Origin of the sequence: Citrobacter sp. A316 (assembly GCF_002042945.1) — a bacterium.
GTDB lineage: Bacteria > Pseudomonadota > Gammaproteobacteria > Enterobacterales > Enterobacteriaceae > Citrobacter > Citrobacter portucalensis.
Map to the genome: position 1 here is coordinate 331,188 of NZ_MVFZ01000002.1, position 23,244 is coordinate 354,431.

24 protein-coding genes and 1 pseudogene are annotated in these 23,244 nt (G+C 51.3%); 6 read left to right on the top strand and 19 right to left on the bottom strand.

The window, feature by feature from the left end; genetic code table 11:
* Positions 1 to 177 precede the first annotated feature (177 nt).
* Positions 178 to 1,548, bottom strand: coding sequence for a tyrosine phenol-lyase (locus BZK41_RS03600; RefSeq protein ID WP_016155590.1), 1,371 nt, complete (start codon positions 1,546 to 1,548; stop codon positions 178 to 180).
* 776 nt (positions 1,549 to 2,324) lie between these two features.
* On the opposite strand from BZK41_RS03600, the gene symE reads away from it, so the two are divergent.
* Complete coding sequence (gene symE, locus BZK41_RS03605; protein WP_079937199.1) at positions 2,325 to 2,687, top strand: endoribonuclease SymE; 363 nt, start codon at positions 2,325 to 2,327, stop codon at positions 2,685 to 2,687.
* A gap of 55 nt (positions 2,688 to 2,742) precedes the next feature.
* Here the strand turns inward: symE and tssD are convergent, their stop codons facing one another.
* From tssD to BZK41_RS03650, 8 genes are all read right to left on the bottom strand, one after another.
* On the bottom strand, positions 2,743 to 3,228 hold the full coding sequence (gene tssD / locus BZK41_RS03610) for a type VI secretion system tube protein TssD (protein WP_003830101.1): 486 nt from the start codon (positions 3,226 to 3,228) through the stop codon (positions 2,743 to 2,745).
* Positions 3,229 to 3,246: 18 nt separating this feature from the next.
* Positions 3,247 to 3,573 (bottom strand): DUF1493 family protein, encoded by a 327-nt coding sequence (locus BZK41_RS03615; protein ID WP_003830102.1) that lies wholly within the window; start codon positions 3,571 to 3,573, stop codon positions 3,247 to 3,249.
* Positions 3,567 to 4,016, bottom strand: coding sequence for an STM2901 family protein (locus BZK41_RS03620; protein WP_003830103.1), 450 nt, complete (start codon positions 4,014 to 4,016; stop codon positions 3,567 to 3,569). Before BZK41_RS03620 ends, BZK41_RS03615 begins: the two co-directional genes overlap by 7 nt.
* 768 nt (positions 4,017 to 4,784) lie before the next feature.
* Positions 4,785 to 5,795, bottom strand: coding sequence for an Ldh family oxidoreductase (locus BZK41_RS03630; protein ID WP_079937200.1), 1,011 nt, complete (start codon positions 5,793 to 5,795; stop codon positions 4,785 to 4,787).
* Between the two features lie 11 nt (positions 5,796 to 5,806).
* Complete coding sequence (locus BZK41_RS03635; protein WP_079937201.1) at positions 5,807 to 7,408, bottom strand: APC family permease; 1,602 nt, start codon at positions 7,406 to 7,408, stop codon at positions 5,807 to 5,809.
* 11 nt (positions 7,409 to 7,419) lie between these two features.
* Positions 7,420 to 9,027, bottom strand: a complete 1,608-nt coding sequence (locus BZK41_RS03640; protein ID WP_079937202.1) for an aldehyde dehydrogenase (NADP(+)) — start codon at positions 9,025 to 9,027, stop codon at positions 7,420 to 7,422.
* Positions 9,028 to 9,041: 14 nt separating this feature from the next.
* Entirely contained in the window at positions 9,042 to 9,962 is a 921-nt protein-coding gene (locus tag BZK41_RS03645; RefSeq protein WP_003830108.1) for a dihydrodipicolinate synthase family protein, read from the bottom strand.
* Positions 9,963 to 10,100: 138 nt separating this feature from the next.
* Complete coding sequence (locus tag BZK41_RS03650) at positions 10,101 to 10,916, bottom strand: AraC family transcriptional regulator (protein WP_008786078.1); 816 nt, start codon at positions 10,914 to 10,916, stop codon at positions 10,101 to 10,103.
* Positions 10,917 to 11,224: 308 nt separating this feature from the next.
* On the opposite strand from BZK41_RS03650, the gene BZK41_RS03660 reads away from it, so the two are divergent.
* The 4 genes from BZK41_RS03660 to BZK41_RS03675 are packed head-to-tail and all read left to right on the top strand — an operon-like array spanning position 11,225 to position 14,760.
* Entirely contained in the window at positions 11,225 to 12,166 is a 942-nt protein-coding gene (locus tag BZK41_RS03660; RefSeq protein ID WP_079937204.1) for a 4-hydroxyproline epimerase, read from the top strand.
* A complete protein-coding gene (locus BZK41_RS03665) occupies positions 12,163 to 13,266 on the top strand; it encodes an FAD-dependent oxidoreductase (protein ID WP_079937205.1) in 1,104 nt (367 codons plus the stop codon). The genes BZK41_RS03660 and BZK41_RS03665 overlap by 4 nt, the downstream gene beginning before the upstream one ends.
* Positions 13,263 to 13,517 carry a (2Fe-2S)-binding protein gene (locus tag BZK41_RS03670; protein WP_079937206.1) on the top strand — a complete coding sequence of 85 codons (255 nt, stop codon included), beginning with the start codon at positions 13,263 to 13,265 and terminating at the stop codon, positions 13,515 to 13,517. The genes BZK41_RS03665 and BZK41_RS03670 overlap by 4 nt, the downstream gene beginning before the upstream one ends.
* Positions 13,504 to 14,760, top strand: a complete 1,257-nt coding sequence (locus tag BZK41_RS03675; protein WP_079937207.1) for an FAD/NAD(P)-binding oxidoreductase — start codon at positions 13,504 to 13,506, stop codon at positions 14,758 to 14,760. The genes BZK41_RS03670 and BZK41_RS03675 overlap by 14 nt, the downstream gene beginning before the upstream one ends.
* A 350-nt stretch (positions 14,761 to 15,110) precedes the next feature.
* On the opposite strand, the gene BZK41_RS03680 is transcribed toward BZK41_RS03675, so the two are convergent.
* Complete coding sequence (locus BZK41_RS03680; RefSeq protein WP_139762568.1) at positions 15,111 to 15,512, bottom strand: Exc2 family lipoprotein; 402 nt, start codon at positions 15,510 to 15,512, stop codon at positions 15,111 to 15,113.
* 816 nt (positions 15,513 to 16,328) lie between these two features.
* Here BZK41_RS03680 and BZK41_RS03685 point away from each other — a divergent pair.
* Positions 16,329 to 17,462 carry a hypothetical protein gene (locus BZK41_RS03685; protein ID WP_079937209.1) on the top strand — a complete coding sequence of 378 codons (1,134 nt, stop codon included), beginning with the start codon at positions 16,329 to 16,331 and terminating at the stop codon, positions 17,460 to 17,462.
* 182 nt (positions 17,463 to 17,644) lie between these two features.
* On the opposite strand, the pseudogene BZK41_RS03690 reads toward BZK41_RS03685, so the two are convergent.
* From BZK41_RS03690 to BZK41_RS03730, 9 genes and pseudogenes are all read right to left on the bottom strand, one after another.
* Positions 17,645 to 17,887 (bottom strand): annotated as a pseudogene (locus tag BZK41_RS03690) (TA system toxin CbtA family protein); the annotation flags it as partial.
* A 20-nt stretch (positions 17,888 to 17,907) separates the two neighbouring features.
* Positions 17,908 to 18,249, bottom strand: a complete 342-nt coding sequence (locus BZK41_RS03695; protein WP_079937211.1) for a type IV toxin-antitoxin system YeeU family antitoxin — start codon at positions 18,247 to 18,249, stop codon at positions 17,908 to 17,910.
* Between the two features lie 10 nt (positions 18,250 to 18,259).
* A complete protein-coding gene (gene radC / locus BZK41_RS03700; protein WP_079937212.1) occupies positions 18,260 to 18,802 on the bottom strand; it encodes a DNA repair protein RadC in 543 nt (180 codons plus the stop codon).
* Positions 18,803 to 18,814: 12 nt separating this feature from the next.
* A complete protein-coding gene (locus tag BZK41_RS03705; RefSeq protein ID WP_047365977.1) occupies positions 18,815 to 19,258 on the bottom strand; it encodes an antirestriction protein in 444 nt (147 codons plus the stop codon).
* A 30-nt stretch (positions 19,259 to 19,288) separates the two neighbouring features.
* Positions 19,289 to 20,110 (bottom strand): DUF932 domain-containing protein, encoded by an 822-nt coding sequence (locus BZK41_RS03710; RefSeq protein WP_079937213.1) that lies wholly within the window; start codon positions 20,108 to 20,110, stop codon positions 19,289 to 19,291.
* A gap of 120 nt (positions 20,111 to 20,230) precedes the next feature.
* Positions 20,231 to 20,704 carry a hypothetical protein gene (locus tag BZK41_RS03715; RefSeq protein ID WP_079937214.1) on the bottom strand — a complete coding sequence of 158 codons (474 nt, stop codon included), beginning with the start codon at positions 20,702 to 20,704 and terminating at the stop codon, positions 20,231 to 20,233.
* A 71-nt stretch (positions 20,705 to 20,775) separates the two neighbouring features.
* On the bottom strand, positions 20,776 to 21,228 hold the full coding sequence (locus BZK41_RS03720) for a hypothetical protein (protein WP_079937215.1): 453 nt from the start codon (positions 21,226 to 21,228) through the stop codon (positions 20,776 to 20,778).
* A gap of 35 nt (positions 21,229 to 21,263) precedes the next feature.
* A complete protein-coding gene (locus BZK41_RS03725) occupies positions 21,264 to 21,980 on the bottom strand; it encodes a WYL domain-containing protein (protein ID WP_012543038.1) in 717 nt (238 codons plus the stop codon).
* Positions 21,981 to 22,223: 243 nt separating this feature from the next.
* Positions 22,224 to 23,099: a GTPase family protein gene (locus BZK41_RS03730; protein WP_079937216.1), complete on the bottom strand. Its 876-nt coding sequence runs from the start codon at positions 23,097 to 23,099 to the stop codon at positions 22,224 to 22,226.
* Positions 23,100 to 23,244 lie beyond the last annotated feature (145 nt).

Genomic DNA, 23,244 nt, shown 5'->3' on the forward strand with positions numbered 1-23,244 from the left:
GTAGACTATTCGTTATAATTACAGCTGTCATTTGTACATCATGCGGATAATAAAAATGTCGGAGTCAGGGTTTTCTTTTTTTTAGTTATGTCACGGTAACGGGCACCGCAAAGGCTTCCTGTTCATGGAAAAAGAATACAAAAAAGCCCCATCATGTGATGGGGCCATAACTATTTTTTAGATGTAATCAAAGCGTGCAGTAAAGAAACGCAGCTGCTTCGGCTCGTAAATAAACTTCAGCCCGCGAATATCTTCTTTGTGCTGGTAAAGTTTAATAATACCGTCAGCCACGACATCCATATGTGCGTAAGTATAAACACGACGTGGAATAGTCAGACGCACAGTTTCCAGTTTCGGTCTGTGGTGTTCACCGGTCACGTTATTACGGCCCGCAGAGATAATTCCGCGTTCCATACTGCGTACGCCGGTTTCCACATAGATGCTGGCGGCCAGACTTTGTGCCGGGAACTCATCTTGCGTCAGGTGCTCGCAGAAGCGACGCGCATCGAGGAATACCGCGTGACCGCCCACCGGTTCAACAATCGGTACGCCAGCGGCTTTCAGCTTATCGCCCAGGTAGCGAACCTGCTTCACGCGGTGCTCGATGTACTCATACTGCATGGCTTCACGCAGGCCAATCGCCATGGCTTCCATGTCGCGTCCGGCCAGACCGCCGTAAGATGGCATCCCTTCGTACACCACGACTAACTCTTTGGCAGAAGAGAACATTTCGTCATCGTTCATGCACAGGAAGCCGCCGATGTTCACCAGACAGTCTTTTTTACCACTCATGGTACAACCGTCGGCGTAGCTGAACATCTCATGCACGATCTCGGCGATGCTCTTGTTCTCAAAGCCCTGCTCTTGCTCTTTGATAAAGTAGGCGTTTTCCACGCAGCGGGTAGCGTCGTAGAACACTTTAATGCCGTGTGCTGCCGTCAGTTCACGCACCGCACGCATGTTCGCCATGGAGACCGGCTGGCCGCCCGCGAGGTTAACCGTCACTGCCAGGCAAATATACGCAATATTCTCTGCGCCTTTTTCATCAATCAGCTTTTGTAATTTTTTAAGATCGATATCACCTTTAAACGCAATATTCAGACCGGCATCGTGCGCTTCGTCACGAACGATATCGACAAACACCGCACCATTTTTTTCCTGGTGATAACGGGTAGTAGTGAAATACATATTACCAGCAACATATTGCCCTGGTTTAATAGCCAGTTGTGATAATAAGTTTTCTGCGCCGCGGCCCTGGTGAGTCGGAACAATATGTTTAAAGCCGAACAGTTCCTGCACGGTTCTTTCCAGATGATAGAAGTTTTCGCTGCCCGCGTACGCTTCATCACCCATCATCATTCCGGCCCACTGCTTGTCGCTCATTGCGTTGGTGCCACTGTCGGTCAGCAGGTCAATATAAATATCTTTCGAATTTAACAGGAAAGTATTGTAACCCGCTTCTTGCATTTTCTTAAGGCGCTCATCACGCGGGATCATAGATACAGTTTCAACGCTTTTAATACGGAAGGGTTCTGCCGGATAATTCATTTTGTTTCTCCAGTAACAGTGGTCATGTACGTATTAATGTGAAGTAAAGCATACCTGGTTCATCAATAAATTCTGATGAAATATAACTATTCGCCTCCTGAGCCAGGGGGAGAAATAATGTGGAGGCACTATGCAAGATTTGATTGATTATGGAAATAGCCCGGTCAACATTAATCACTGGCAATAATTTAAAAAGCTGTAAATGTGAGTGATGCAAATCACACGCCTTTTTTTACCCGTTAATATTCAACAAGTTTTTTTTTGCGTTTCGATTTGCCATTCGTCGTAGTGTGTCTGCGGAGAGCGGAAATACTGAAAACTTAACTTTCCAGGCTGTGATCGTAATGTATTGCTGAATGAGTACACCTCATTTTGTGAGAGTCGGATCACTTCACGGAGTGATATTTGTGATTTACATCACTAAAAGTGTAAAGCAAAGTGTACAAAACGGTGTTGTTTCAGAGTTTGCTATTTGCTTCAGTGAGTTAGATCGCATTTTTGGCCTGATGCAGAGGAGCGCTATTTTCTGGAAATGGCCGTATTTGGCGGACTGGAGGGGAATGGATTTATACGGTGAATAATACCGGATTTATTGGGGTAAAGGCGTTTTCTATTTATTCCGAAAGCGTGCTATTCGCGCTTATTTCATCTTATTTACATCTGGACTTCCCCCAGTTTACTGGCGTAATTTACAGGGGTTTTATTAGCGCGATGCGAAGGTGCGCCAACACCTGCGCATCGCTAATCACAGTAACTATTTCACGAGAATAGCCACCATGACTGATACGAATTGTATTGCAGTTTCGTTTGATCCAGAAGTGCACGCCACAGATAACCGTCGCCTGAAGGTGGGATATGCGAGCCGTTATCCCGATTACAGCCGTTTGCCGGTGAAGTACGTCCAGTTTCCATCCATTGTAATGAAAGGACAGTGGCTGAAAGCCGCCGGATTCGACACCGGCACCCGCGTTGATGTGCGCGTAATGCAAGGTTGCATCGTGCTCACCGCCCAAACGCCCCAGCCCGAAGAGTCAGCGCTGATGAAATCGCTGCGCAAAGTAGAAAAGCTGTCAGCACGCAAACAAAAACAGGTGCTGGAGTTTATCGCGGTGATTGCGGGGAAAACGTTGAAGGGGTAAGAGTGTCCTTGAGGCGCCTGTGGCGCCTTTATTAGGGGTTATTGCGCCATCTTTGTTATGCCGTAGTACGTTCGTTCCAGGCGTCGGTATATTGAATATTGCCATCTACAATACACCAGGTGATTTTTTCATAGCGCAGTTGTACGCTTTCCAAATGCCCGGTTCCCGTTACCGTACGTGTGTCATGCACGATTGGTGTCACTGATACAACTTTTACACCTTCAAGTAGGGTATTAAAATATTCCACTTCCTGGCCTGCGTCGTTTATGTGATAGAACTTAAGTTCCGCACTTTGAAGTGTCTGACCTGTCGCAACTGCTTTGTAAAGGTATGGGCTGGAGGAGTCGATCTCTTTGTCAAATAGAAATGGGCCATGTTGGCGTGTGCCGGTTAGCTTCCCGGTGGCACCATCTGTTGGAATGCTAAGGTTATGTGTCAGACCACGGAGCTCAATACTGCCTTCACGTCCCCGGACATCTGAACCTCCACGAATCATCGCGCCACCATCATCTTTTAAAAATAAATGAACGGGTACAGCCATTTTTAAAACTCCTTGTAATCAATCATATAACCAGTGACCTGCTCTGGCTGATTCTGCGAACATACGCACAGTAAGCGGTTTTGACACTTGTTTGATGGGTTCTTTGGTAAACCACTTTCGATAGACCGACTCTCTTTCCCACGGGTAATAGGCCTCGAAATCAATGACTGAAACATCAACGTTATATTTCTCTCCAAAATCTTCAATGGCATACGGTAATTCATCCCATTCAGCGTAACCTTGCAGCGGCGTATCAAGTTCAATCGGGATAGGCTTGAAAGTAAACGTTACCGCGAGAGATAACTCTCCCCGAAAAAATTCTAATACCTCGTTATCAGTCACCATACGCGATCTTCCTCTCTGGCAATGGTGTTGTAGGTATTCACCGTTTTATAGACAATTTGGGCGACATCACTTGCGAGTAATGCCCAACCAATCACAGGAATTGTTCGTCCAACGAATGCCCCAAGATTGTTAGTCATCATTGGTTTTAAATATTTGATACTGGCATTGGTGATGGTAGGAAGCCTGACGGACAATGTAACGTTAAGAAACTCACGAGAATATTTGGAGGCAATTGATGTGCCTTGTGTTGCCCCATATGGTTTACCCCGTGTTTTCAGCAATGGTAACCCAAGAATGATACATGACATTGTTACCACATCTTTAATTCCCCCAAATTGTTCATCAATTTTATCGAGGAAGATCCAGAAAAATAGCTCACCTGCAGAAATGTTACAGACCCCTTTATAAAAGTATGTTCCGTTGAGTTCCTCTACTGTATCCATCAGTCCCCCTTCTTCCCTCAATGATTTGCTTGCTTATCGTACTCCAGGGGAATCACGAAGAATAAAGATGACTACCGTATAAAGTCTATTTTCAGATAAAATAAATATCATGCCGTTAGTAGTAATGTACCAGGAAGACATAATGTAGTGATTGAGTGCTATATCTGGTAAAGAAAACATTCATAACAATAATGTAAATAAAACTACCGAGGCATAATGATATGAGTAAGTTTACTATTCCGATAATAAATATAACTCTTAGCGGTTATGTAGTTACCTTATGTTTAATTTGCTTGTTCTAATTCGATTCATGGCAAGATAAAACCCTTGCCGTTATTATCATCGTAGGGAGTATTTATATTATCGTTTCTATCGTAAGCAGGTTTTTACCCACGAAAATGCGTCTATTGGATGGAGTACTTGACCTATTATCCGGACCATTGCTGAGCGCAGGAATCCTCGCCTGTTTCGCCTTGTTTGAACCCTGGCCCATAAAAATTATTGGCATTTTTATATGGGTTATCGTTATGATTTACTTACCTTTACGTATAAATAATGGTAAGGATTAATCATGTTAATTCTGGCTTACCGAATTCTACCTGAACAGTTATGTTTAATACTCTGTGAATTCTCCGTCACCATACCCGATTTCCCTCTCTGCATAGATCCTGGCAGGGCGACTTTACGCTCGAAATACAGTGTGAAAAAGGAATATGTAACGATACACGTATAACAGGAGGGACATCATCCCTCCTGTTCTCGCGATAATTATTTCACTAACGCGGATATATCCTTGAACAGAGAATGGGCTATTTCCACACCGTCGCGAGTTGTACGCGTACGGGAAAGATAGCGACGCTCGCCCGGCAAACGCGCCCCTTGCCACTGCATATCGGCAAAGAGTCTCTCGGCACGTGCCAGATGCTGCGGAGCCTCCCATCCCAGAAAGCGGGCCGGGTCCAGGGCCAGAATCAGCTCGCCACCATAGGGCAACCCGCCAGCCCCCTTATCCCACGCCAGCGATTCCGCGCTGGTCATATCGCCGATGAGCGGTCCGGCAAGCAGTTCCACCATCGCCGCCAGTGCCGACCCTTTATGCCCGCCAAACGTCAACATCGCACCGTCGAGGATCGCCTGCGCGTCGGTGGTGGCCTGACCGTCACCGTCAATCCCCCACCCTTCCGGCACCGCTTTTCCTGCCCGTTGATGGAGCTGGATCTCACCCCGTGCCGCTGCACTGGTGGCCATATCGAAGATAAACGGGGGTTTTTCTTCACGCGGCCAGCCAAATGCTATCGGGTTAGTGCCAAAAAGCGGCTGCGTCCCGCCTGCGGGAGCAACCCACGCATGGCTGGGTGTCGTCGCCAGCGCCACCAGCCCCGCCTCGGTGAGCGGCTCAACGTCGGCAAACAACGCCGAAAAGTGCACACAGCGGTTAATCGCCAGGGCAGCAATACCGCTGTGGCGCGCCTTTTCTATCAGCAGTGGAAGCGCGCGCTCGAATGCCAGCAGGGAAAATGCCCCACCGGCGTCCACCTTCACAATGGCCGGCGCGGTATCGGTGATAACCGGCTCAGCGTCAGGTGACACCTTTCCTTTACGTCGCGTCTCCACAATCCCCAGCAACCGCCACAAACCATGCGAGGCACAGCCATCACGCTCACCGTGGGTCACGTTTGTCGCGATCGCCACGGCATGCACTTCACTGAATCCGTTCCCGCGCAGCACCTTATATGCCAGCGCATAAGCCTCTGTTAACGAGAGGTTTACCATCTCCATGACCGACTCCTTTACTCTTCTTCATCACCAGTAAAGTTAGCCTGCGGCAGACAGGTTCGCTCGCCCCAGTAGTAAATTCCCAGCGACATCACCGCTACCACCACCGTATCCCACGGATGACCAATCACCCCTGAGCCCCCAAAACTGCCCAGCCAGGAGAAGAGCATAATCAGCGCGTAGAAGGCGATAAGCCACAGAGACGACTTCACCTGCTGTGCCAGACTCACGGTATGCACCGGCACTTTTGATTTGCAAAGTACATAGACGACAAACATCACAATCTGCAGCCCCAGCAGCCATGACAGCGTGCCCCAGCCAGACCAGAATACAATCAGCGCCGAAATCACAAACGACACCGGACCGATAATCCCGAAGGCCCGCACGCGGAATGGGCGCGGCAAATCCGGTGCATTACGGCGTAGCCCCGCCGCCGTGACCGGGGCAATGGCGTAGCTCAGTACCAGCGCCGCCGACACCACGCTTATCAACTGTTCCCATGACGGGAACGGCAATGTCCAGAAGATAGACAATGCAAAGGTCAGCCACAGCGCCGGACGCGGAATACCAGACTCTTTATCGATGTGGGTAAACGTCTTAAAGAAGGTGCCTGCTTTGGCCCAGCCATAAATCACGCGCGGCGTGGCGTTCATGTAGATATTGCCGGTACCACTTGGGGAGACAATCGCGTCGCACACCACCATAAACGCCAGCCAGCCCATACCGAGCGTAATGGCGATGTCCCGGTACGGCAGCGAAAATTGCTTGCTGATCTCTGCCCAGCCGCCACCCAGCATATCGGTCGGAATACTGCCAAGAAATGCCAACTGCAACAGCACGTAAATAATCGTCGACAGCACCACGGATAAAATCAGCGCCACCGGGATGGTACGCTGTGGATTCTTTACTTCACTCGCCACCGAAATAATTGGCGTCAACCCCAGGTAGGCGAAGATGATCCCACCGGCGCTAATCGCAGCCTCAACGCCCGACATACCAAAGGGTGCAATCCCCTGAACGTGCAGGTTCTCAGGTTTAAAAAAGGTAAATAGCGTCACAACGACCGCCAACGGCACCAAAAATTTCAGAATACTGATGATGTTATTGGAACGGGCAAACGTTTTTACGCTGTAGTAATTCAGCCCGAAGAACAAACACAGCAGCAAAAACTGCACTATCCATCCCAGCAGCGTTGGGTCGCTTGAGCCAGTTTGAGTCAGCATCGGGAACCATGCTGCCGCATACTGCCGCGCGGCAACAATCTCTATGGAGATGAGGCTTGAAAACGCAATCAGCGTAATAAATCCAAGCAGATACCCCATCAACTCACCGTGGGAAAAAACCGGATAACGGATAATCCCCCCGGCACGAGGCAGTGCCGCGCCCAGCTCACAATAGACAATCCCCAGCAGCAGAACGGCAATCCCGCCGATGACCCACGAGGCAATGCCCGCAGGTCCGGCAATCGATGCTACATGGCTTGCGGCAAACAGCCAGCCGGAACCGAAGATAGCCCCAAGCCCAATAAACGTCAGGTCGGTTAGCGTTAGCTGCTTTTTAAATTTACCCACCTCAGCAACGCGGGCCTGTGTTTGGTGCGTAGAGTGAATCGTCATGGTCATGCCCTTTAGTCAACAGAGGGGGAAATGGCTTCCCGGGTCCACTGCCCGTTAATCAGGCGCAGCAGGTTCAGAGGGTTGTCATCCTGGACAGCAGGCGGAAGCAGCGCGGCAGGCACATTTTGCAGGCATACCGGGCGTAAAAAACGGTCGATGGATTGCGTCCCTACCGAAGTACCGCGAGCATCGGTGGTGGCAGGCCACGGACCGCCGTGCACCATGGCATCACAGACCTCAACGCCGGTCGGATAACCGTTAAACAAAACGCGTCCCGCTTTTTCAGTGAGGGCTGGCAGCAGGCGCTGCGCCAGCGGCCCATCATCAGATTCGGCGTGCACGGTTGCCGTCAACTGGCCCGGAATCACGCGCAAAATGGACTGCAACTCCGCCTCATCGGCAACCTCGACCAACACCGCCAGCGGGCCAAACACCTCCTGCTGTAACAGTGGATCCTGTGCCAGCAGCAGTGAAGCCGGAGCCTGATACAGCCGAGCCTGCGCGCAGCCGATGACCGATTCATCAGACCCTGCCAAACGCTGAATATGCGGATGTGCCTCAAGCGCGCTGACACCATCTTCAAAATGGGCAAGCGTCGGGGCATTCAGCATGATCTGTACCGGTGCCTGGTCAACCGCGTCCTTCAATGACTGCGTGAAGCGGGACATACCCTCGCCGCGTAAGACAAGGATCAGCCCCGGCTTGGTACAAAACTGCCCACATCCCAAAGTGAAAGAGGACACCAGCTCGTTAGCCAGCGTTTCTGCCCGTGTGGCGACGGCCTGCGGCAGAATAATCAGCGGGTTAATGGCCGACATTTCCGCAAAGACGGGGATCGGCTGCGGACGCTGCTGCGCCAGCTGCCAGAGCGCCTTACCGCCGCGCAGTGAACCGGTAAAGCCCACCGCCTGAATCGCCGGATGGCGAACCAGATCCGCGCCAATATCGGTACCGAAAATCATGTTAAAAACGCCCGCAGGCAGGCCAGATGCCGCGACCGCACGCACAATCGCCTGTGCAGTCAATTCCGCCGTCGCCATATGCCCGGGATGGGCCTTAACTACCACCGGGCAACCCGCCGCCAGCGCGGATGCGGTATCGCCCCCTGCCGTAGAAAAGGCCAGCGGAAAATTGCTGGCCCCGAACACCGCCACCGGGCCAAGCGCGGTCAGATACTGACGCAGGTCCGGGCGCGGCAGCGGCTGGCGGTCAGGGAGTGCGGTATCAATACGTACGCCAAAGGCATCACCCCGACGCAGCACCCCGGCAAACATGCGCAGCTGATTACTGGTACGGGTACGCTCTCCCTGTAACCGCGCCAGCGGCAGCGCCGTTTCCTGGTGGGCTATGGCGAAAAAATCCTCACCGAGCAGATCCAGCTCGTCGGCAAGGGTGTCGAGAAAGCGGGCACGCACGTCCGGCGCAGTCTGTGAATAGACAGGAAACGCCTGGTCAGCCGCCTCCGCCGCGGCGGCGGCCTCCTCACGAGAGGCCGGGTAAAAATGGTATCCGGTCAGCTTGCCGTCAGCGGCACGCAGGCTTGGCAGCGTCGCCTCACCGCTTGCCACGCGACGTCCGGCGATAAACTGCTGACCCGAAACAGAGAGAGGTAGCGTCATCATCACTCCTTTACTTAAAGGCCGACATCCGGCAGCTGTGGACGGGTCGCCAGCGCCTTCTCAACAATCGCCACCACTTGCGCACGGGTATCCCCTTCCAGCGCCAGACGCGGTGGACGGGTAATGGCGCTGCCGCGCCCCAGCAATTCTTCACAAAGCTTGATGCACTGCACCAGATCCGGACGCGCATCCAGATGCAGCAACGGCATAAACCAGCGGTAAAGCGCCATCGCTTCCTCATAACGCTGTTGTTTCGCCAGGCGGAACAACGTCTCCCCTTCACGCGGGAAGGCGTTCGACATTCCGGAGATCCAGCCTTCCGCCCCAACGGCAATGCTCTCGACCACCACATCATCCAGCCCAGCGAACAGCACAAAGCGGTCGCCAACGGAGTTGCGTAAGTCGATAAAACGGCGGGTATCGCCGGAGGAGTCTTTGAAGCAGACGATGTTGTCGCAGTCGGCCAGCGTCGCCAGGATGTCCGGCGTCACGTCGTTTTTGTAAATCGGCGGGTTGTTGTACACCATGATAGGCAGGTCGGTAGCCGTAGCCACACTGCGGAAGTGGGCCGCTGTTTCATGCGGTTTTGAGGAATACACCAGCGCAGGCATCACCATAATACCGTCGACGCCCACGCGCTCTGCCTCTTTCGCCATCTTCTGTGCAAACGCGGTGGTGAATTCGGCCACCCCCGCAATGACCGGGATCTGACCGCCCGCAGCATCTTTCGCTACTTCGATGATCTGCAGCTTTTCCTGCGTGGTCAGAGAGGTGTTCTCCCCCACGCTGCCGCACACCACCAGGCCAGAAACACCATCCTTGACCAGGTTTTTCATCACCGTGTGGGTGGCATCCAGATCCAGGGAATAATCGCTACGAAACTGGGTGCTGACTGCCGGGAATACACCGCTCCAGTGAATGGCTTTCTTGCTCATGTTCGGTTCCTTGTCGTCAATTTGTTAATTGAAAGTGAATGAATGGTGAATATTCACTGACAGATTGACGTTTCAGGCGACCGACTGCTTGGTGGTTTTCTTCCTCTTTGATGACGAAATTAGCACAGTGAGTATGTCTTACCCGGCAAGCGTAATGCGAAAATCACGCGGCGTAGAGCCCGTCATCGCCTTAAACTGGCGGCTAAACGCGCTGTGATCGGTATAACCGCACTGCAACGCAATATCGGTAATCGGCGTATCGCCCGCCAGCAGTTCGGTGGCTTTTTCCAGCCGAACTTTGTGGATCATCTGGCGCGGAGTGAGATGAAAAATACGCTTACAGTAGCGCTCAATTTGCGCCACCGACATGCCGCTCAGGGCGGTTAGTTCTTCCATCGCGATGGGACGGTGATAATGGTTGCGGATATGATCGTCGACGATCGCCAGCCGCTGCCACGCCGGGTGACGCGCCTGCGCTTCCTGCAGGTCGTGTGAAATCCCCGCCATACCGATGACCTGGCCCTGCGCATCCCGCAGCGCCAGCTTCTGAGTCAAACACCAGCCGCGTTCACGACCGTTGTAGAGATGCATTTCCAGCTGATCGCGCAGCGTTACCCCTTCGCGCAGCACCCGCATATCCTGCTCGGTATAGCCCAGCCCAAGCGCTGAAGGGAAAACATCAGCAGAGGTTTTACCCAGCAGAGAAACCACCGTCTTAAACCCGCAGCGTCGTGCCAGGGTCATATTGACCATCAAATAGCGGGCCTGCACATCTTTGATAAAAAAAACCACATTCGGAATGGCATTGAGCAGCGGCGCAATCAATGCCATCGCATGGAGCAATGTCTGGATATTGTCCGGACGCTGGCGCGCCAACCCCTCACATATCTGGCTAAGTTCAGCCACTTCCGGCACCGGCGACGGGGCCCGCACATCATTAATCACACAGGACATCATGCTTCCTCCCGATTAGTGATCTGAATATTTATTAACTTTTTGTTAACCAAGCAAGCATCCTTACTGCGTTTTGCGATCCTGCCGTAGATTTATAACTTCCCCTTTTCCAGCCACTGGCGCGGTTGCCTTTTTTGGTTTACCACACCACTAACGAAATGATTAATAACAAATAAATATGATAACGACTTAACGATGACGGCGGCCATTATGCTGATTTCGTCATTTGCGGTGACGAAAGCGATCAAGCCGGGACGCAAGGCTTGCGTCAGCATTTAGCAACAAAATATTAACTTCCCGGAGATCCTATGACAGCGCAGTACAGTGAACTGAGAGTGATTGATTCTCACACCGGCGGTGAACCCACTCGCCTGGTCATCGACGGCTTTCCGGATCTGGGAACGGGGAGCATGAGCGAGCGTCGGGAGCGCTTTTCCCGCGACTACGACGACTGGCGTAAAGCCATTATTCTTGAGCCACGCGGTAACGACGTGCTGGTCGGTGCATTGCTCTGTGAACCGGTTTCGCCACAGGCCACGGCGGGAGTCATTTTCTTTAACAACTGCGGCTTTCTGAACATGTGCGGTCACGGCACCATCGGGCTGATTGCCTCGCTGGCATGGCTTGGGCGCATTCAACCCGGTAAACATCTGATTGAAACGCCGGTGGGCGATGTGACCGCCACGCTGCATGAAGATGGCAGCGTCTCGGTCGAAAACGTGCCGGCCTACCGCTGGCGTAAGCAGGTACAGGTTGAAACCGTCCACGGTACGGTAACGGGTGATATCGCCTGGGGCGGCAACTGGTTTTTCCTCGTCAACGATCATCCGTTCGCGGTCTCGCCGGAAAAGATCCCTGAATTGACGGAGTACGCATGGGCAATCCGTGAAGGGTTAGATCGTGCAGGCATCCGTGGTGAACATGACGGCATTATCGATCATATCGAACTGTTTGCAGAAGATGATCGCGCGGACAGCCGCAGCTTTGTTCTTTGCCCCGGTAAAGCCTGGGATCGATCGCCCTGCGGCACCGGCACCAGCGCCAAACTGGCCTGCCTGGCAGAGGACGGAAAACTCAAATCCGGAGAATCATGGCGGCAGGCGAGCATCATCGGCAGCGAGTTTACGGCGCATTTCGTGCCGCATGGCGACAAGATCGTCCCGACGATCCGCGGAGAGGCATGGGTCTGTGGTGATAACAAGCTGATCCTCAATCCTGAAGATCCGTTCTGCTGGGGGATCTCTCTGTGATCGAAAGTGACGTCATCGTCATCGGTGCCGGGATTATCGGGGCCGCCTGCGCCTGGCAACTGGCCGCTCGCGGGCAGCGAGTCACGCTGATTGATGACGGCAATGCAGGCGCGACGGCGGCGGGTATGGGCCACCTGGTGTGCATGGATGACGATCCTGCGGAGCTCGCACTCTCCGCCTGGTCTCTGGAGAGCTGGCGCAAACTGACGCCCCGGATGCCGGAAAGCTGTGCCTGGCGCGGATGCGGCACGCTGTGGCTGGCGGAAACGCCGCAAGAGCTTGCGCTGGCAGAAGAAAAGCAACAACGGATGGCACGATACCAGGTTGTCAGCGAAATGCAGACCCGCGATCGGCTTGCCGCACGCGAACCGCTGCTCACCGCCGGACTCGCTGGCGGGCTGTGGGTCCCCGGCGACGGGATAGTTTACGCCCCAAACGTCGCCCGCTGGTTTATTAACGGTGCCGATTTAACGCATCTTCGGGATAGCGCCCTCTCTGTTGATGCCCCTTACGTCACCCTACACAGCGGCAAACGACTGCGCGCGCGCGCCATCGTCATCGCCAGCGGTCTGAGTGCCAACACGCTACTGGGTGAAAACTGGCTCAGACCCAAAAAAGGTCAGCTGGCGATCACCGACCGCTACGGCCCCTTGCTCAGCCACCAGCTGGTAGAGTTGGGATACGGTGCCAGCGCCCATGCAGGCGGCACCTCAGTGGCATTTAACATTCAGCCACGCCCCACCGGACAGTTGCTGATTGGCTCCTCCCGCCAGTTTGATAACACTGACCGCGAGGTTGACCTCCCCCTGCTGGCACAGATGCTGGCGCGAGCACGCCATTTTTTACCCTCTCTGGAGACACTAAATATCATCCGTTGCTGGAGCGGTTTTCGGGCGGCATCGGCTGACGGCAACCCGCTGATTGGCCCACATCCTGCACGTCCGGGTATCTGGCTGGCGCTGGGGCATGAAGGACTGGGCGTCACAACCGCGCCAGCAACCGCCGAGTTACTTTGCGCCCAGATCCTTGGCGAGCGCCCGGCGGTATCCCCGGACGCCTGGCTCCCCGCTCGCCTGCACAAGCAGGAGGCCATCGCATGACGACCCTGAACGTAATTATCGACGGCCAGAGCTGTGAGGTTCCCGTCGGAATGAGTATTGCCGCAGCACTGGCCCTGGTGGGCAACGGCGCGACCCGCCGTTCGGTGAGCGGTCAACTGCGCGCGCCCTTCTGCGGAATGGGTGTTTGCCAGGAGTGCCGCGTCACGGTGAACGGACACCGGGTGCTGGCCTGCCAGACGGAATGCCAGCCCGAAATGGTGATTGAAAGGAGCCATCATGCAAAGCGTTGACTGTGAGATTCTGATCCTTGGCGCAGGGCCAGCCGGATTGTCGGCGGCACTGGCTGCCGCACGCTGTGGAAAATCGGTGATCATCCTTGATGACAACCCGCGCCCCGGCGGGCAAATCTGGCGCGACGGGCCGCAGGTCTCACTCCCCCGGCACGCCAGACGGCTTCGTCAGGCGGTGGCGGAACATCCCCACATTACGCTGCTGAACGGTGCCCGGCTAATTGCTCGCCCCACCCCACATTCCGTAGTCTTCGAAACCGCAGACGACTGCGGCGAAATCCGCTGGCAGCGGCTGATTTTATGCTGCGGCGCCAGAGAACTCTCGCTGCCTTTTCCCGGCTGGACACTACCCAATGTGACGGGGGCCGGAGGCTTACAGGCGCAGATAAAACACGGCCTGCAGCTCAAGGAGGAACGCGTGGTCATTGCAGGCAGCGGTCCTCTTCTGCTGGCGGTTGCCAGTACGGTGAAACGCGCAGGCGGGAATATCGTCGCCATCATCGAACAGGCACCGATGAGCGCACTGACCCGTTTCGCAACCGGGCTCTGGCGCTGGCCTGAAAAATTGCGTCAGTTCGGCGAGCTCTTTCCAGCCCGTTATCATCCGGCAAGCCAGGTCATCCATGCGCAGGGTGATCCCTGTCTTCAGTCAGTGACCGTGCGCCACCAGGGACAAACCCGGGAGATCGCCTGCGACAGGCTGGCCATTGGCTATGGACTGGTACCGAATATAGAACCTGGCGCAATCTTTGGCTGCAAAACAGAAAATCTGGCTATTTGGGTCGATGCGGAGCAACGCACCAGCGTGCAGGATATCTATGCGGCAGGAGAATGCACCGGCTTTGGCGGCAGCGAGCTGGCGTTAGCCGAGGGAGAAATTGCTGGCTATGCCGCAGCAAATTGTCCGCAAAAGGCCCAAAGCGCCATCTCCGCGCGCGCGCGCTGGCAGCGTTTTGCCCAGGCGTTGCATACGACGTTTGCGCTGCCGGAGTCGCTAAAAGCCGCGACCACCGCAGATACGCTGCTCTGCCGTTGTGAGGATATTCGTTGTGGCGAGGTACAAAACGCCGAAAGCTGGCAGGCGGCAAAGCTCGCCTCACGCTGTGGAATGGGGGCCTGCCAGGGAAAAGTCTGCGCCACCAGCGCCCGCTGGCTGTACGGCTGGCCGCTACCGCAGCCGCGCGAACCGCTCTCCCCAGCGCGAGTCGACACGCTTATCCATCTCGCAAAACCTGAGGGCTGATTTATTTCTTTTCCGCGCTTTGCACTATGGTGATGCCGAGCGCGGTAAAGACTTTGTGCAGTACTGCCTGTGCATTAATGCTGGGTAAGATCATGCAGGGTATCCCCTTCATAACTGGCAGCATCATAAAATCTATCTTGAATAGACCGTTGCACTATCGAAGCATAATTATAAATAGGCTAATTTTTTGTTTTGATTTCGAATGTACAGTTACTTAGAGCGTTTGCTTTGACACATCCATTTGGAACCATGGGAGCCCCCGTTCAACACAATAACAACAACTAGCAATATTATTCTCACCATGCCCGCATGACTGTTAATCGGCTTCACCGAACAACATCGATATAAATTTATTTAACTCCGTTATAACCATCTAAAAATGTCTCTTTTAGGGTTTGTCCCCATAATTGAGATGCTCTTTCATCCGGCGTTATTTGAGTTTTATGTTCTTTAAGATGCATATAGGTTTGCTCTCCCCCCGTTGCATTCACACCTGACATGTAAACTTGTTCAGCTATCTCATGAGCCTGGACTGGAGTCACGCCTTTAGATTTGGCATCTTGCCCTTGCTTATAGATATCCTGGTAAGTATGTAAATTAAGTTCGGCTGTTGCCATAGGATCTGCTCGATAGTTTCCTCCAACCATTGTTGGATCATGACGCGCAAAATACAGTGAATGGCGTTCAGGAGAACTCTTATCGGCGCACCCGCATAAACATAAGATGACTGAGACCATGATTATCTTTTTCATTTTTCTTCCAAAATATTGCTAATATCTGAGAACTGTATTTGATGAGCAGAATTAGTACATTGATATCAATCAGAGGAAGGGAACCCCGTCATCTCAAAAAATATGTTTTTTTGGACATTTGAATCCAATGCCTTTACTTAATGACATGAGATATCAGCATTTTCAGGATTGGTTAGTCAAAAAAAATAACGTCACGCGATTATACAAATATATCTATAACGATTCACATGGTGACAAAGGAAATAAAAAAGCTGCGCGCAGAAATGGCTCCGAGGTGCGAAAAACTTTAAGATTTTGATGAATTACTGGCAACACATGAAAAGGAAGCAGTGTTTTTATCATGAGAAACTGCAAAGGGTAGGTCCATACAGAATCACGATAAAGCGCTATTCAGATGCTACACATGCTTAGGCCGGGAAGCCTGTACCGTTGCTGGTGTCGTGCATTCAGCCAACGACCCGGACACAGTGTTAAAAGACGTTATCCGCAAACATATCACCACTCCGGCACTCACTCATGATACGAAGGCCGGACTCGAATTTCAACGTTAATCTACTGAATTATAATAAATTAAAAATCCATACATTATTGATGTATACTCAGTTGTATACTCAATTATTATCCACTTCAAAAACCAGACAGTAATGAATCTACAAAATCACGCGAAGTACTGCAACCTAACGCGGTTGTACCCCCCAGACAAAGAAAGCTAAGTAAAGTTGAACTTCTTTGCTAATAGCTTGTTATAAATGTTTTTTCTCTCCGTATATTATTGTATATCTGAACTCCTCATTCAAGGGACTCTAAGGAATAAGAATGTCAGACTCAACAAACAATAGCCATGGTGGAATACTTCGCCTTGGAGCAGGATTCAGCATCGTTCTAATGACGCTCACTGCCATTTTTATCTGGTTTTATCTAACGTGGATTGGCCGTCTAGATATATTCCTTCAAGCTGTCACTTTTAACGAGCTGTTCTCCTTCTCTGGAATAATATTTTTAAGTAGCATTATATTGTTCTGTGGCGTACTGTTTCTACCCTGTTTGTTAGGATGCCTCGTTATACATGGCAATCAAAATAATGCCAAGTCAAAGCGAAAGAAAGTACTTCAAGCATTTATTTATGCTGGAAGCTCTTTTCTCTGCATAACATTTGTTGCTTTAATATCTTTGTTTGATATAGACCCAGGAGAATTTACTTTCATAGCCTTGATGTTATTGACTGGCATTATTAGTGTTTTTATTACATTTATTCTTCAGAGAAAAAGCATACACACTCATCTGAAGTCATTAAACGCGATAACAAAAATAAAAATTCTACTATTAGATTACTCAATGAAACCCTTTCTACTGGGGATCAATTGCTGGCTAGTAGTCTTCCCAATAACACTATTGAGCAAATTCTTACACGTCGAAAATGGAATGGATGACTACCAGCAGACCTCGTTATTCCTTGTGTATGGTACATTAGTAATAGTAATCAATATATTTCCATGCATCTTTTTTTTACGACAAGATTTCTCTAGAGGATGGTTTAAACCTCTGAGAAATACTACAGGTGTTGTTTTCGCTTTATTACTACTGTCATCAGCCTTCATGCACGTCATTCCGTTACTGATTGTCAACATGGCATTTCGGATGACTGGGATGACGATCATGGAACCAGTTACAATTTCTATCAAAACGGATGAAATTCCTTCTGAAATGCTTCATAGCAGAGGATGGAAGTATCAGCTCTCAGAGGATAAAAAATTTAGCTTAGTATCAGGAGTTATCTTTTTTTCATATGGCGGAGTTTATCTTGTCTGTCCTAAAGAAACGACAAAAAAATTCCGTGAAAGCATAATCTTCGACATACTGTCTGAAGAAATAGAAAAAAAGGCTAGAGAAGAAATAAAAAAATCAGCCCAGCAATGTATTGCAGTGGATAAAAGTGTTTTAAACTTTTGAACCCATGTTTTGTAAACTCTCAAACCTCATGCATACACCATAACAGGCAGAGTAATCTGCCTGTTATGGTGAGCATATTAAATTCTATGAAATTGGTTAATCAAGGTTACTTGCTTGAGCTGCCAAGCTTGTCGTGCCCGCAGGATATCTACAACTTGAAGATAATGTGATTACTCCTGTCAACTAAACCCTCTGCGATCAATACGAACCAGCTCATACTTTTCCACCAGAAAATTCACGGCATCGGCCAAAGATATACCGGCATCGATATGTTCCTGAATTACCGTTTCATCACTGAATGGTGTATCGTTGAGTGTCAGGCCATAATGTTGTTCCAGCAGGCGTGCAAGCAGCATTTGCCAGACAGACACGGGCGACAGACATAGCTTCGCCGCCTGCGGAGTTGTTGCAGGTAGAGTTTTCATATTTGCTCTTGTGAAAGTAGTTAACGATGAGTGAGGTAAACGGCGATGTATACGTAGCCGCAACTGCCAAGGGTATCGGCTTCGCAGGTGAAACCATTGTGGTACAGGGTGACACAGTGGGCATGGCGAGGATTTATTTCACCAGTAGTCAACATCGACTCCATCTGGCTGATAAAATGTGGGAATACTTCATCCAACTTCAAAGATTCTGCGTTACTGAATTCACCGGTAATGCTGGCCCGGTCAACCAGATAGTGAAGCCGGTTTCCCTCCTGTACCAGACGAGCGCCAAAGCAAGGCGTCACATTACGATTCAGCCCCCACTGGAGAAGTGAATCGTTCTCTGAATCAGTAGATTTCATTGAAGTACCCTCATATCCAGCCTCGCTCAGCAAACGACACAATGCCATCTGATCCGATAACCAGATGATCAACCGTGTTCACATCAACCAGTGCCAGCGCTTCTTTAAGCCTGCCCGTAATGTTGCGATCGCATTGGCAGGGCTCCGGATCACCGGATGGATGGTTATGCACCAGCACGACAGCTGCAGCATTAAAGCGAAGCGCTGACTTCACCACTTCACGGGGATGGACCTGGACATGGTTAACCGAACCGGCAAATAGCGTTTCGCTCTCCAGTAAACGATGCTGGTTATCGAGATAGAGCACCATAAACACTTCCCGCTCCTGTCCGGCCAGCTGTAGCCGAAGCCAGTCACGAGCTGCAGTACTGGAGGTAAAGGATATGCCGGGCTGACGCAGATATTTATCCAGTAGATTGATAGCGCGGCGAATGGTGCGTTGGGCATAGGGAGTTAATCCGGAGGTCGCAGGTAGCAAATAACCATGCGGGGCCATAATCGCCAGTGGAAAGAGTTCAGGCTGCGTTGACACCGGGGATAATACGGTATTCATGTCAGGTATTCCTCAGTCGATTAGATGCATAATGGCGCTGCATTCCGGATGGTTTAGCGCGTAGTCGCGTAAGAGATAATAGTGTTCAGTCATCGCGTCACACTCGGTGCGACAGGCATGGTGGTTGTAAGCCATCAGACAGGCGACCATCCCTGCAGCTTCACTGGTAAGCTCTGCGCCATTGCCGTTCATGCTGTTGAACAATGCCCACGTCTTATCGTGCTCTGACTCAGGAGCCATGAAAGCACCGCCGTTGCTGAGTGTCGAAAAGCGCCAGATACCACCGTGGTAATCGGCACACAGCCGATCCATCCAGGCGAAAATGCGAGGTTCAAGGGTTATCCATTGTGGGATGGAGCCAAAGTGCTGCGGCCAGAAGCCGATGCGTAACTCGTCCGGAACCACTGAGGCAGTAATTGCGGTATGCTCCGCGAACTGATGATTTTGTGTATTCATTAAACTATCTCCTTATGCCGGAACTGTTGTTTAACGCCCGAAAAAATCGAGCATGTTTTCTGCCATTACCCACAGGGCACGATTGAGCTTCACATCACCATCAATACCGGTAACAGCACGGGTGCGGCTGCTTTTCCCCTGTGCGGTTCGCCCTGACAGACCTCCTTTCATCAGGTTCTCCTGCACGCGCTGGTAGACGGTCCACAGGTCATCGCTGTAGTCCTCACGGCGACGAGGGGTCAGCAACTGCGATACCGTGACCGGCTGGTGGTCCTCACCAAATCGATACTTCAGTGCAGCGTTTGCCAGTGCGTGACGGGCGGGTACAGGTAGCGCCAGAGACTGCATTGCATCGCGTTTCTCATCCACCCGGTCAAAGACCCCGAGCACTTCGTAAGCCCCTTCAATCACCTTCTCGACAACATTCCCTTTATGCGGTACCCGCACTTCGCCGAATGACTGGCCGCAGACCAGGCCGTTGGTACAGACGCCACGAAACAGGCCCGGCAGCATCTGGTAGCTTGATGAGCCGTCATGGCTGTTAAGTAGAATGATTTCCGGCACCTGATGTCCGGTCAGTTGACCGGCACGACGCAGGCGAAGCATGTGTTTGGTGTGTTCCCGCTTGCTCTGGTCGCGAACCTTTGTCTGGCAGGCAAAGAACGGCTCAAAGCCTTCACGCTGCAGGCTTTCGAGGATGGTGATGGTCGGGATGTAGGTGTACCTGTCTGAACGAGATTCATGCTTGTCACTCCCGAACACGCTGGGTACATGACTCATCAGCTCTTCGTGAGTCAGAGGCCGGTCACGGCGTATCTGGTTTATACGGCCAAAGCGGCTGGCTAATCGCATGGCTAACTCCTTATCTGATAATGAAATAAAAACAAAAAAGGCCATGTTCCCGAAGGAGCATGGCCTGTTGCTATCTGGTGTTGGTACGTAGCGGGCTGGAGAGGTCTGAAATGTGAAGGATTAATCGCTGTAATGGGTGGTTCTGCAGCCGCTGAGGTCAGATAATTCTTTCTGCGTATTCTTCAGCCCCGGACTGAAGGTGCCAACTTTGTTATTGTTGACGTAAACATCGAAATTAGACGACTGACCCAGCGCGTCAATAAATGACACCCAGGCATTGTCACCGTTTCGCCAGCCGAGTAATGACGGTAACGGATACTGACTGTTATCCATGACGACCGTTATTTCTGTCCCGTCGTCGTGAGAACTTACTGATGTTCCATCAGGCAGGGTGAGATCAACACCGTGTTGCAGAATATTCTGCGCATCCGGATTGCCAGTACAGTTCAGATTAAACACCACCTTCTCCGGGCTGGTAATGATATATTCGGTCACGCCCATCCCAAAACCACTCGTCCACATATTGGGAATAGCCTGTGCTGTTGATACAGAAGCCAGTATAGCTGCTGTAAATATTACGTAAGGCAATCGCATAATGTTGTCCTCAAATCATGTAATAAAGCTTTTGTTGTTCAAAACAATAAAGTAATGAATAAACAGCTGGGTTATTTTATTTGTTTGTAGCGAAACGCTTCTTTCCCGGCATAAATCCCGACAAGATCGTCATAACGAGGGTCCTTTTTATTCGTGCGGAACGTTACTTTCATATCCGGACTGCACATATCCTTCATGGTGAGATTGAATTCTTTACCTGGCGTAATCGTATAGCCTGTTGCTACACCGTCTTTACTGGGAGTGATCCACCCCCATATGCCACCCGGACAATCTCTGGAAGGTTTCGAGCGAACAACAATAAACCATCCCATTGAATCCACTTCCGTCGCTGTACACAGTTTTCTGACCTGTCGGTGGGCATCACACCAGAATATATTCCCACTCTTATTATTCACTGCCGCAGGCAGGAACCCACTATAAGGACGTGCTGCGTGAGCATTACCTGCGATAAGTAAGGGAAAAAATATGACTGGCAGTAAAGACAATAATTTCAATTTTTTCATTAGATTAACCTTACATTCAATTGTGGAGACCATCTCTAATCAGTTTGTCCGGATTGCCCCCGACTTTCTGAGGGAGAAAATGAATTCAGCGACTGCTGAATAAAACGGAAATGAGGTAAGGCAGAGATAAAATGTTTGTCCTCCGACAGTTGATAGAGAAGCTCACTGCGAATAAATGTTTCCCGCGATGGCCTTACCAGATGAATCTCATCCAGCCGGAAGACACGTAATTGCCTGTTATGTTCAGCGACAAGATACCAGTAACCGTCAAGAGCGATTAGTCGGTAAGGTGCGATGGCCTCATGACGCTCCCCTTCAGTCAGAACGGTGATGCGCTGACATCCCGAAATAGCTCTGACCAGCCTGTAGAAGCAGAGCTTTCCTGCCGGGGGATGAGGTCTGTCCTGATGCCATACCAGACAGGGTCGATCATCACAGTCCAGCAGGCTGCTGATCAGTCGCCGGTCAAAGCCAGGGAAAACCCCGGCCAGCCCCGTGCGGTGAGCAAAGGTCAGAATATCTATTTCCTGCCGCGTACTGTGAATATCCGAGCGCAGACTGCACTGCCCCTGGTAATAATCCAGGTCGAGATACATCAGACGTTCCCGAAAGTCACGACGCAGCGTGCGCTCTGACACCCCGAATTCAGTTGCCAGTTTGCGAATAAACAGAGTTTCACCGGACACCAGGCGGCTAATAATCAACGACAACCTGACGGCAAGCCGGTCATGTCGCCGCTCCTGAAGCGTCATGAAAGATTTCTCCTGAGAAGTTAACTCTCTGAATTAATACTGATTACTTTAAAGGAAGGAGTGGACAGGGTATGGACAACATCGGAACTATTTTTTATGAGCAGTTCAGCCTTGTGGGCGCTCGTCTGACAGACAATGATGCTTCGCCTGATTTAATTGATGATAAAACGCAGTGGAAAGGACGTGTCCACAATCAACACATCATTAACAACCAATTCATCATTCGCAGAGAAAATTGCGATATCAGAAGAATATCCAGTCCCAGACGGCCCGTGCGACCGACACCACCGCATCACGCACGCTACGAATCACCGTTTTCAGTGGTACAGACAGGAACGAAGATGATTCTGCGGTATCGAAAACCCGGCTCACAGCTTCACCGAAACTGTCACGGGCCTGCGACTTTACCGGCTCTGTGCAGAGTCTCCCGCGCAGTTGTGTCACCACCGGGCTGGTGGCGCGGTCAGGCAGACAACGCATCATGGTTGCCACCATCTCCTCAATGCCCCATCCAGTGCTGGCGGACACCACACAGACCGGATGACTGGGGCGAAAAATCGCAGTAATGGCATCCTTTTTCTCCTTCAGGTTTGCCTTTTGCTGTGATGAAGGTGTGCTGGTACGAGTATCCCATTCGTGGCAGGGTTCGATTTTGTCGGCCTGATTCAGCACGAACAGCACCTGCTGCCGGTAAGGTTGCATCACACCCTGCCAGAACTGCTCGTCCACCGACAGCGCCCGGTCGTCGGCCTTAATGACCCACAGCACCAGGTCCAGCTCCGGCAGCATTCGACGATACAGGGCTCGGTACTCATGATCCCGTAGCCCATTTTCACCTACCCCCGGTAAATCGACAATCACCAGACTGTAACGACCGCTGCGCAATCGGAAGCGCAGTACGTCGCGAGTACAGGCGTTCACGTCACTCACCGGGGACACCTCGCCCCGGAAAAGTTCGTTGCAGAGAGAGGATTTACCAGCACCACTTTTGCCCATGATGCCAATCACCGGCTCGTAATGGGTCAGGTTCTGGATACGTTCAAGAATAAGCTGGCGAAGCGTGTGCGGAAGCGACGCGAGCGGTTGTTCAAAGGCCTGAAGGCCGTCAGGTTTATTCATACAGTAGTCTCAGCGTGAAAAATTAAAAACCCCGCGTTCCAGTCAGGAAGGCGGGGATTCACAGAGGTGATATCTATCTGAAATTATTTGGAATATTTGATTAACACGTAAAGGAAATTGTGCAGTCCAGAATTGAACGATGTCC

Bases quoted from the DNA above. Each gene is read 5' to 3' on its own strand.
- BZK41_RS03730 (WP_079937216.1), bottom strand. From the start codon at position 23,099: ATGAATAAACCTGACGGCCTTCAGGCCTTTGAACAACCGCTCGCGTCG.
- symE (WP_079937199.1), top strand. From the start codon at position 2,325: ATGACTGATACGAATTGTATTGCAGTTTCGTTTGATCCAGAAGTGCAC.
- radC (WP_079937212.1), bottom strand. From the start codon at position 18,802: ATGAATACCGTATTATCCCCGGTGTCAACGCAGCCTGAACTCTTTCCA.
- BZK41_RS03675 (WP_079937207.1), top strand. From the start codon at position 13,504: ATGCAAAGCGTTGACTGTGAGATTCTGATCCTTGGCGCAGGGCCAGCC.
- BZK41_RS03725 (WP_012543038.1), bottom strand. From the start codon at position 21,980: ATGACGCTTCAGGAGCGGCGACATGACCGGCTTGCCGTCAGGTTGTCG.
- tssD (WP_003830101.1), bottom strand. From the start codon at position 3,228: ATGGCTGTACCCGTTCATTTATTTTTAAAAGATGATGGTGGCGCGATG.
- BZK41_RS03630 (WP_079937200.1), bottom strand. From the start codon at position 5,795: ATGGAGATGGTAAACCTCTCGTTAACAGAGGCTTATGCGCTGGCATAT.
- BZK41_RS03615 (WP_003830102.1), bottom strand. From the start codon at position 3,573: ATGGTGACTGATAACGAGGTATTAGAATTTTTTCGGGGAGAGTTATCT.
- BZK41_RS03650 (WP_008786078.1), bottom strand. From the start codon at position 10,916: ATGTCCTGTGTGATTAATGATGTGCGGGCCCCGTCGCCGGTGCCGGAA.
- BZK41_RS03620 (WP_003830103.1), bottom strand. From the start codon at position 4,016: ATGGATACAGTAGAGGAACTCAACGGAACATACTTTTATAAAGGGGTC.
- BZK41_RS03680 (WP_139762568.1), bottom strand. From the start codon at position 15,512: ATGAAAAAGATAATCATGGTCTCAGTCATCTTATGTTTATGCGGGTGC.
- BZK41_RS03670 (WP_079937206.1), top strand. From the start codon at position 13,263: ATGACGACCCTGAACGTAATTATCGACGGCCAGAGCTGTGAGGTTCCC.
- BZK41_RS03715 (WP_079937214.1), bottom strand. From the start codon at position 20,704: ATGCGATTGCCTTACGTAATATTTACAGCAGCTATACTGGCTTCTGTA.
- BZK41_RS03635 (WP_079937201.1), bottom strand. From the start codon at position 7,408: ATGACGATTCACTCTACGCACCAAACACAGGCCCGCGTTGCTGAGGTG.
- BZK41_RS03710 (WP_079937213.1), bottom strand. From the start codon at position 20,110: ATGCGATTAGCCAGCCGCTTTGGCCGTATAAACCAGATACGCCGTGAC.
- BZK41_RS03600 (WP_016155590.1), bottom strand. From the start codon at position 1,548: ATGAATTATCCGGCAGAACCCTTCCGTATTAAAAGCGTTGAAACTGTA.
- BZK41_RS03720 (WP_079937215.1), bottom strand. From the start codon at position 21,228: ATGAAAAAATTGAAATTATTGTCTTTACTGCCAGTCATATTTTTTCCC.
- BZK41_RS03695 (WP_079937211.1), bottom strand. From the start codon at position 18,249: ATGAAATCTACTGATTCAGAGAACGATTCACTTCTCCAGTGGGGGCTG.
- BZK41_RS03660 (WP_079937204.1), top strand. From the start codon at position 11,225: ATGACAGCGCAGTACAGTGAACTGAGAGTGATTGATTCTCACACCGGC.
- BZK41_RS03705 (WP_047365977.1), bottom strand. From the start codon at position 19,258: ATGAATACACAAAATCATCAGTTCGCGGAGCATACCGCAATTACTGCC.
- BZK41_RS03645 (WP_003830108.1), bottom strand. From the start codon at position 9,962: ATGAGCAAGAAAGCCATTCACTGGAGCGGTGTATTCCCGGCAGTCAGC.
- BZK41_RS03640 (WP_079937202.1), bottom strand. From the start codon at position 9,027: ATGACGCTACCTCTCTCTGTTTCGGGTCAGCAGTTTATCGCCGGACGT.
- BZK41_RS03685 (WP_079937209.1), top strand. From the start codon at position 16,329: ATGTCAGACTCAACAAACAATAGCCATGGTGGAATACTTCGCCTTGGA.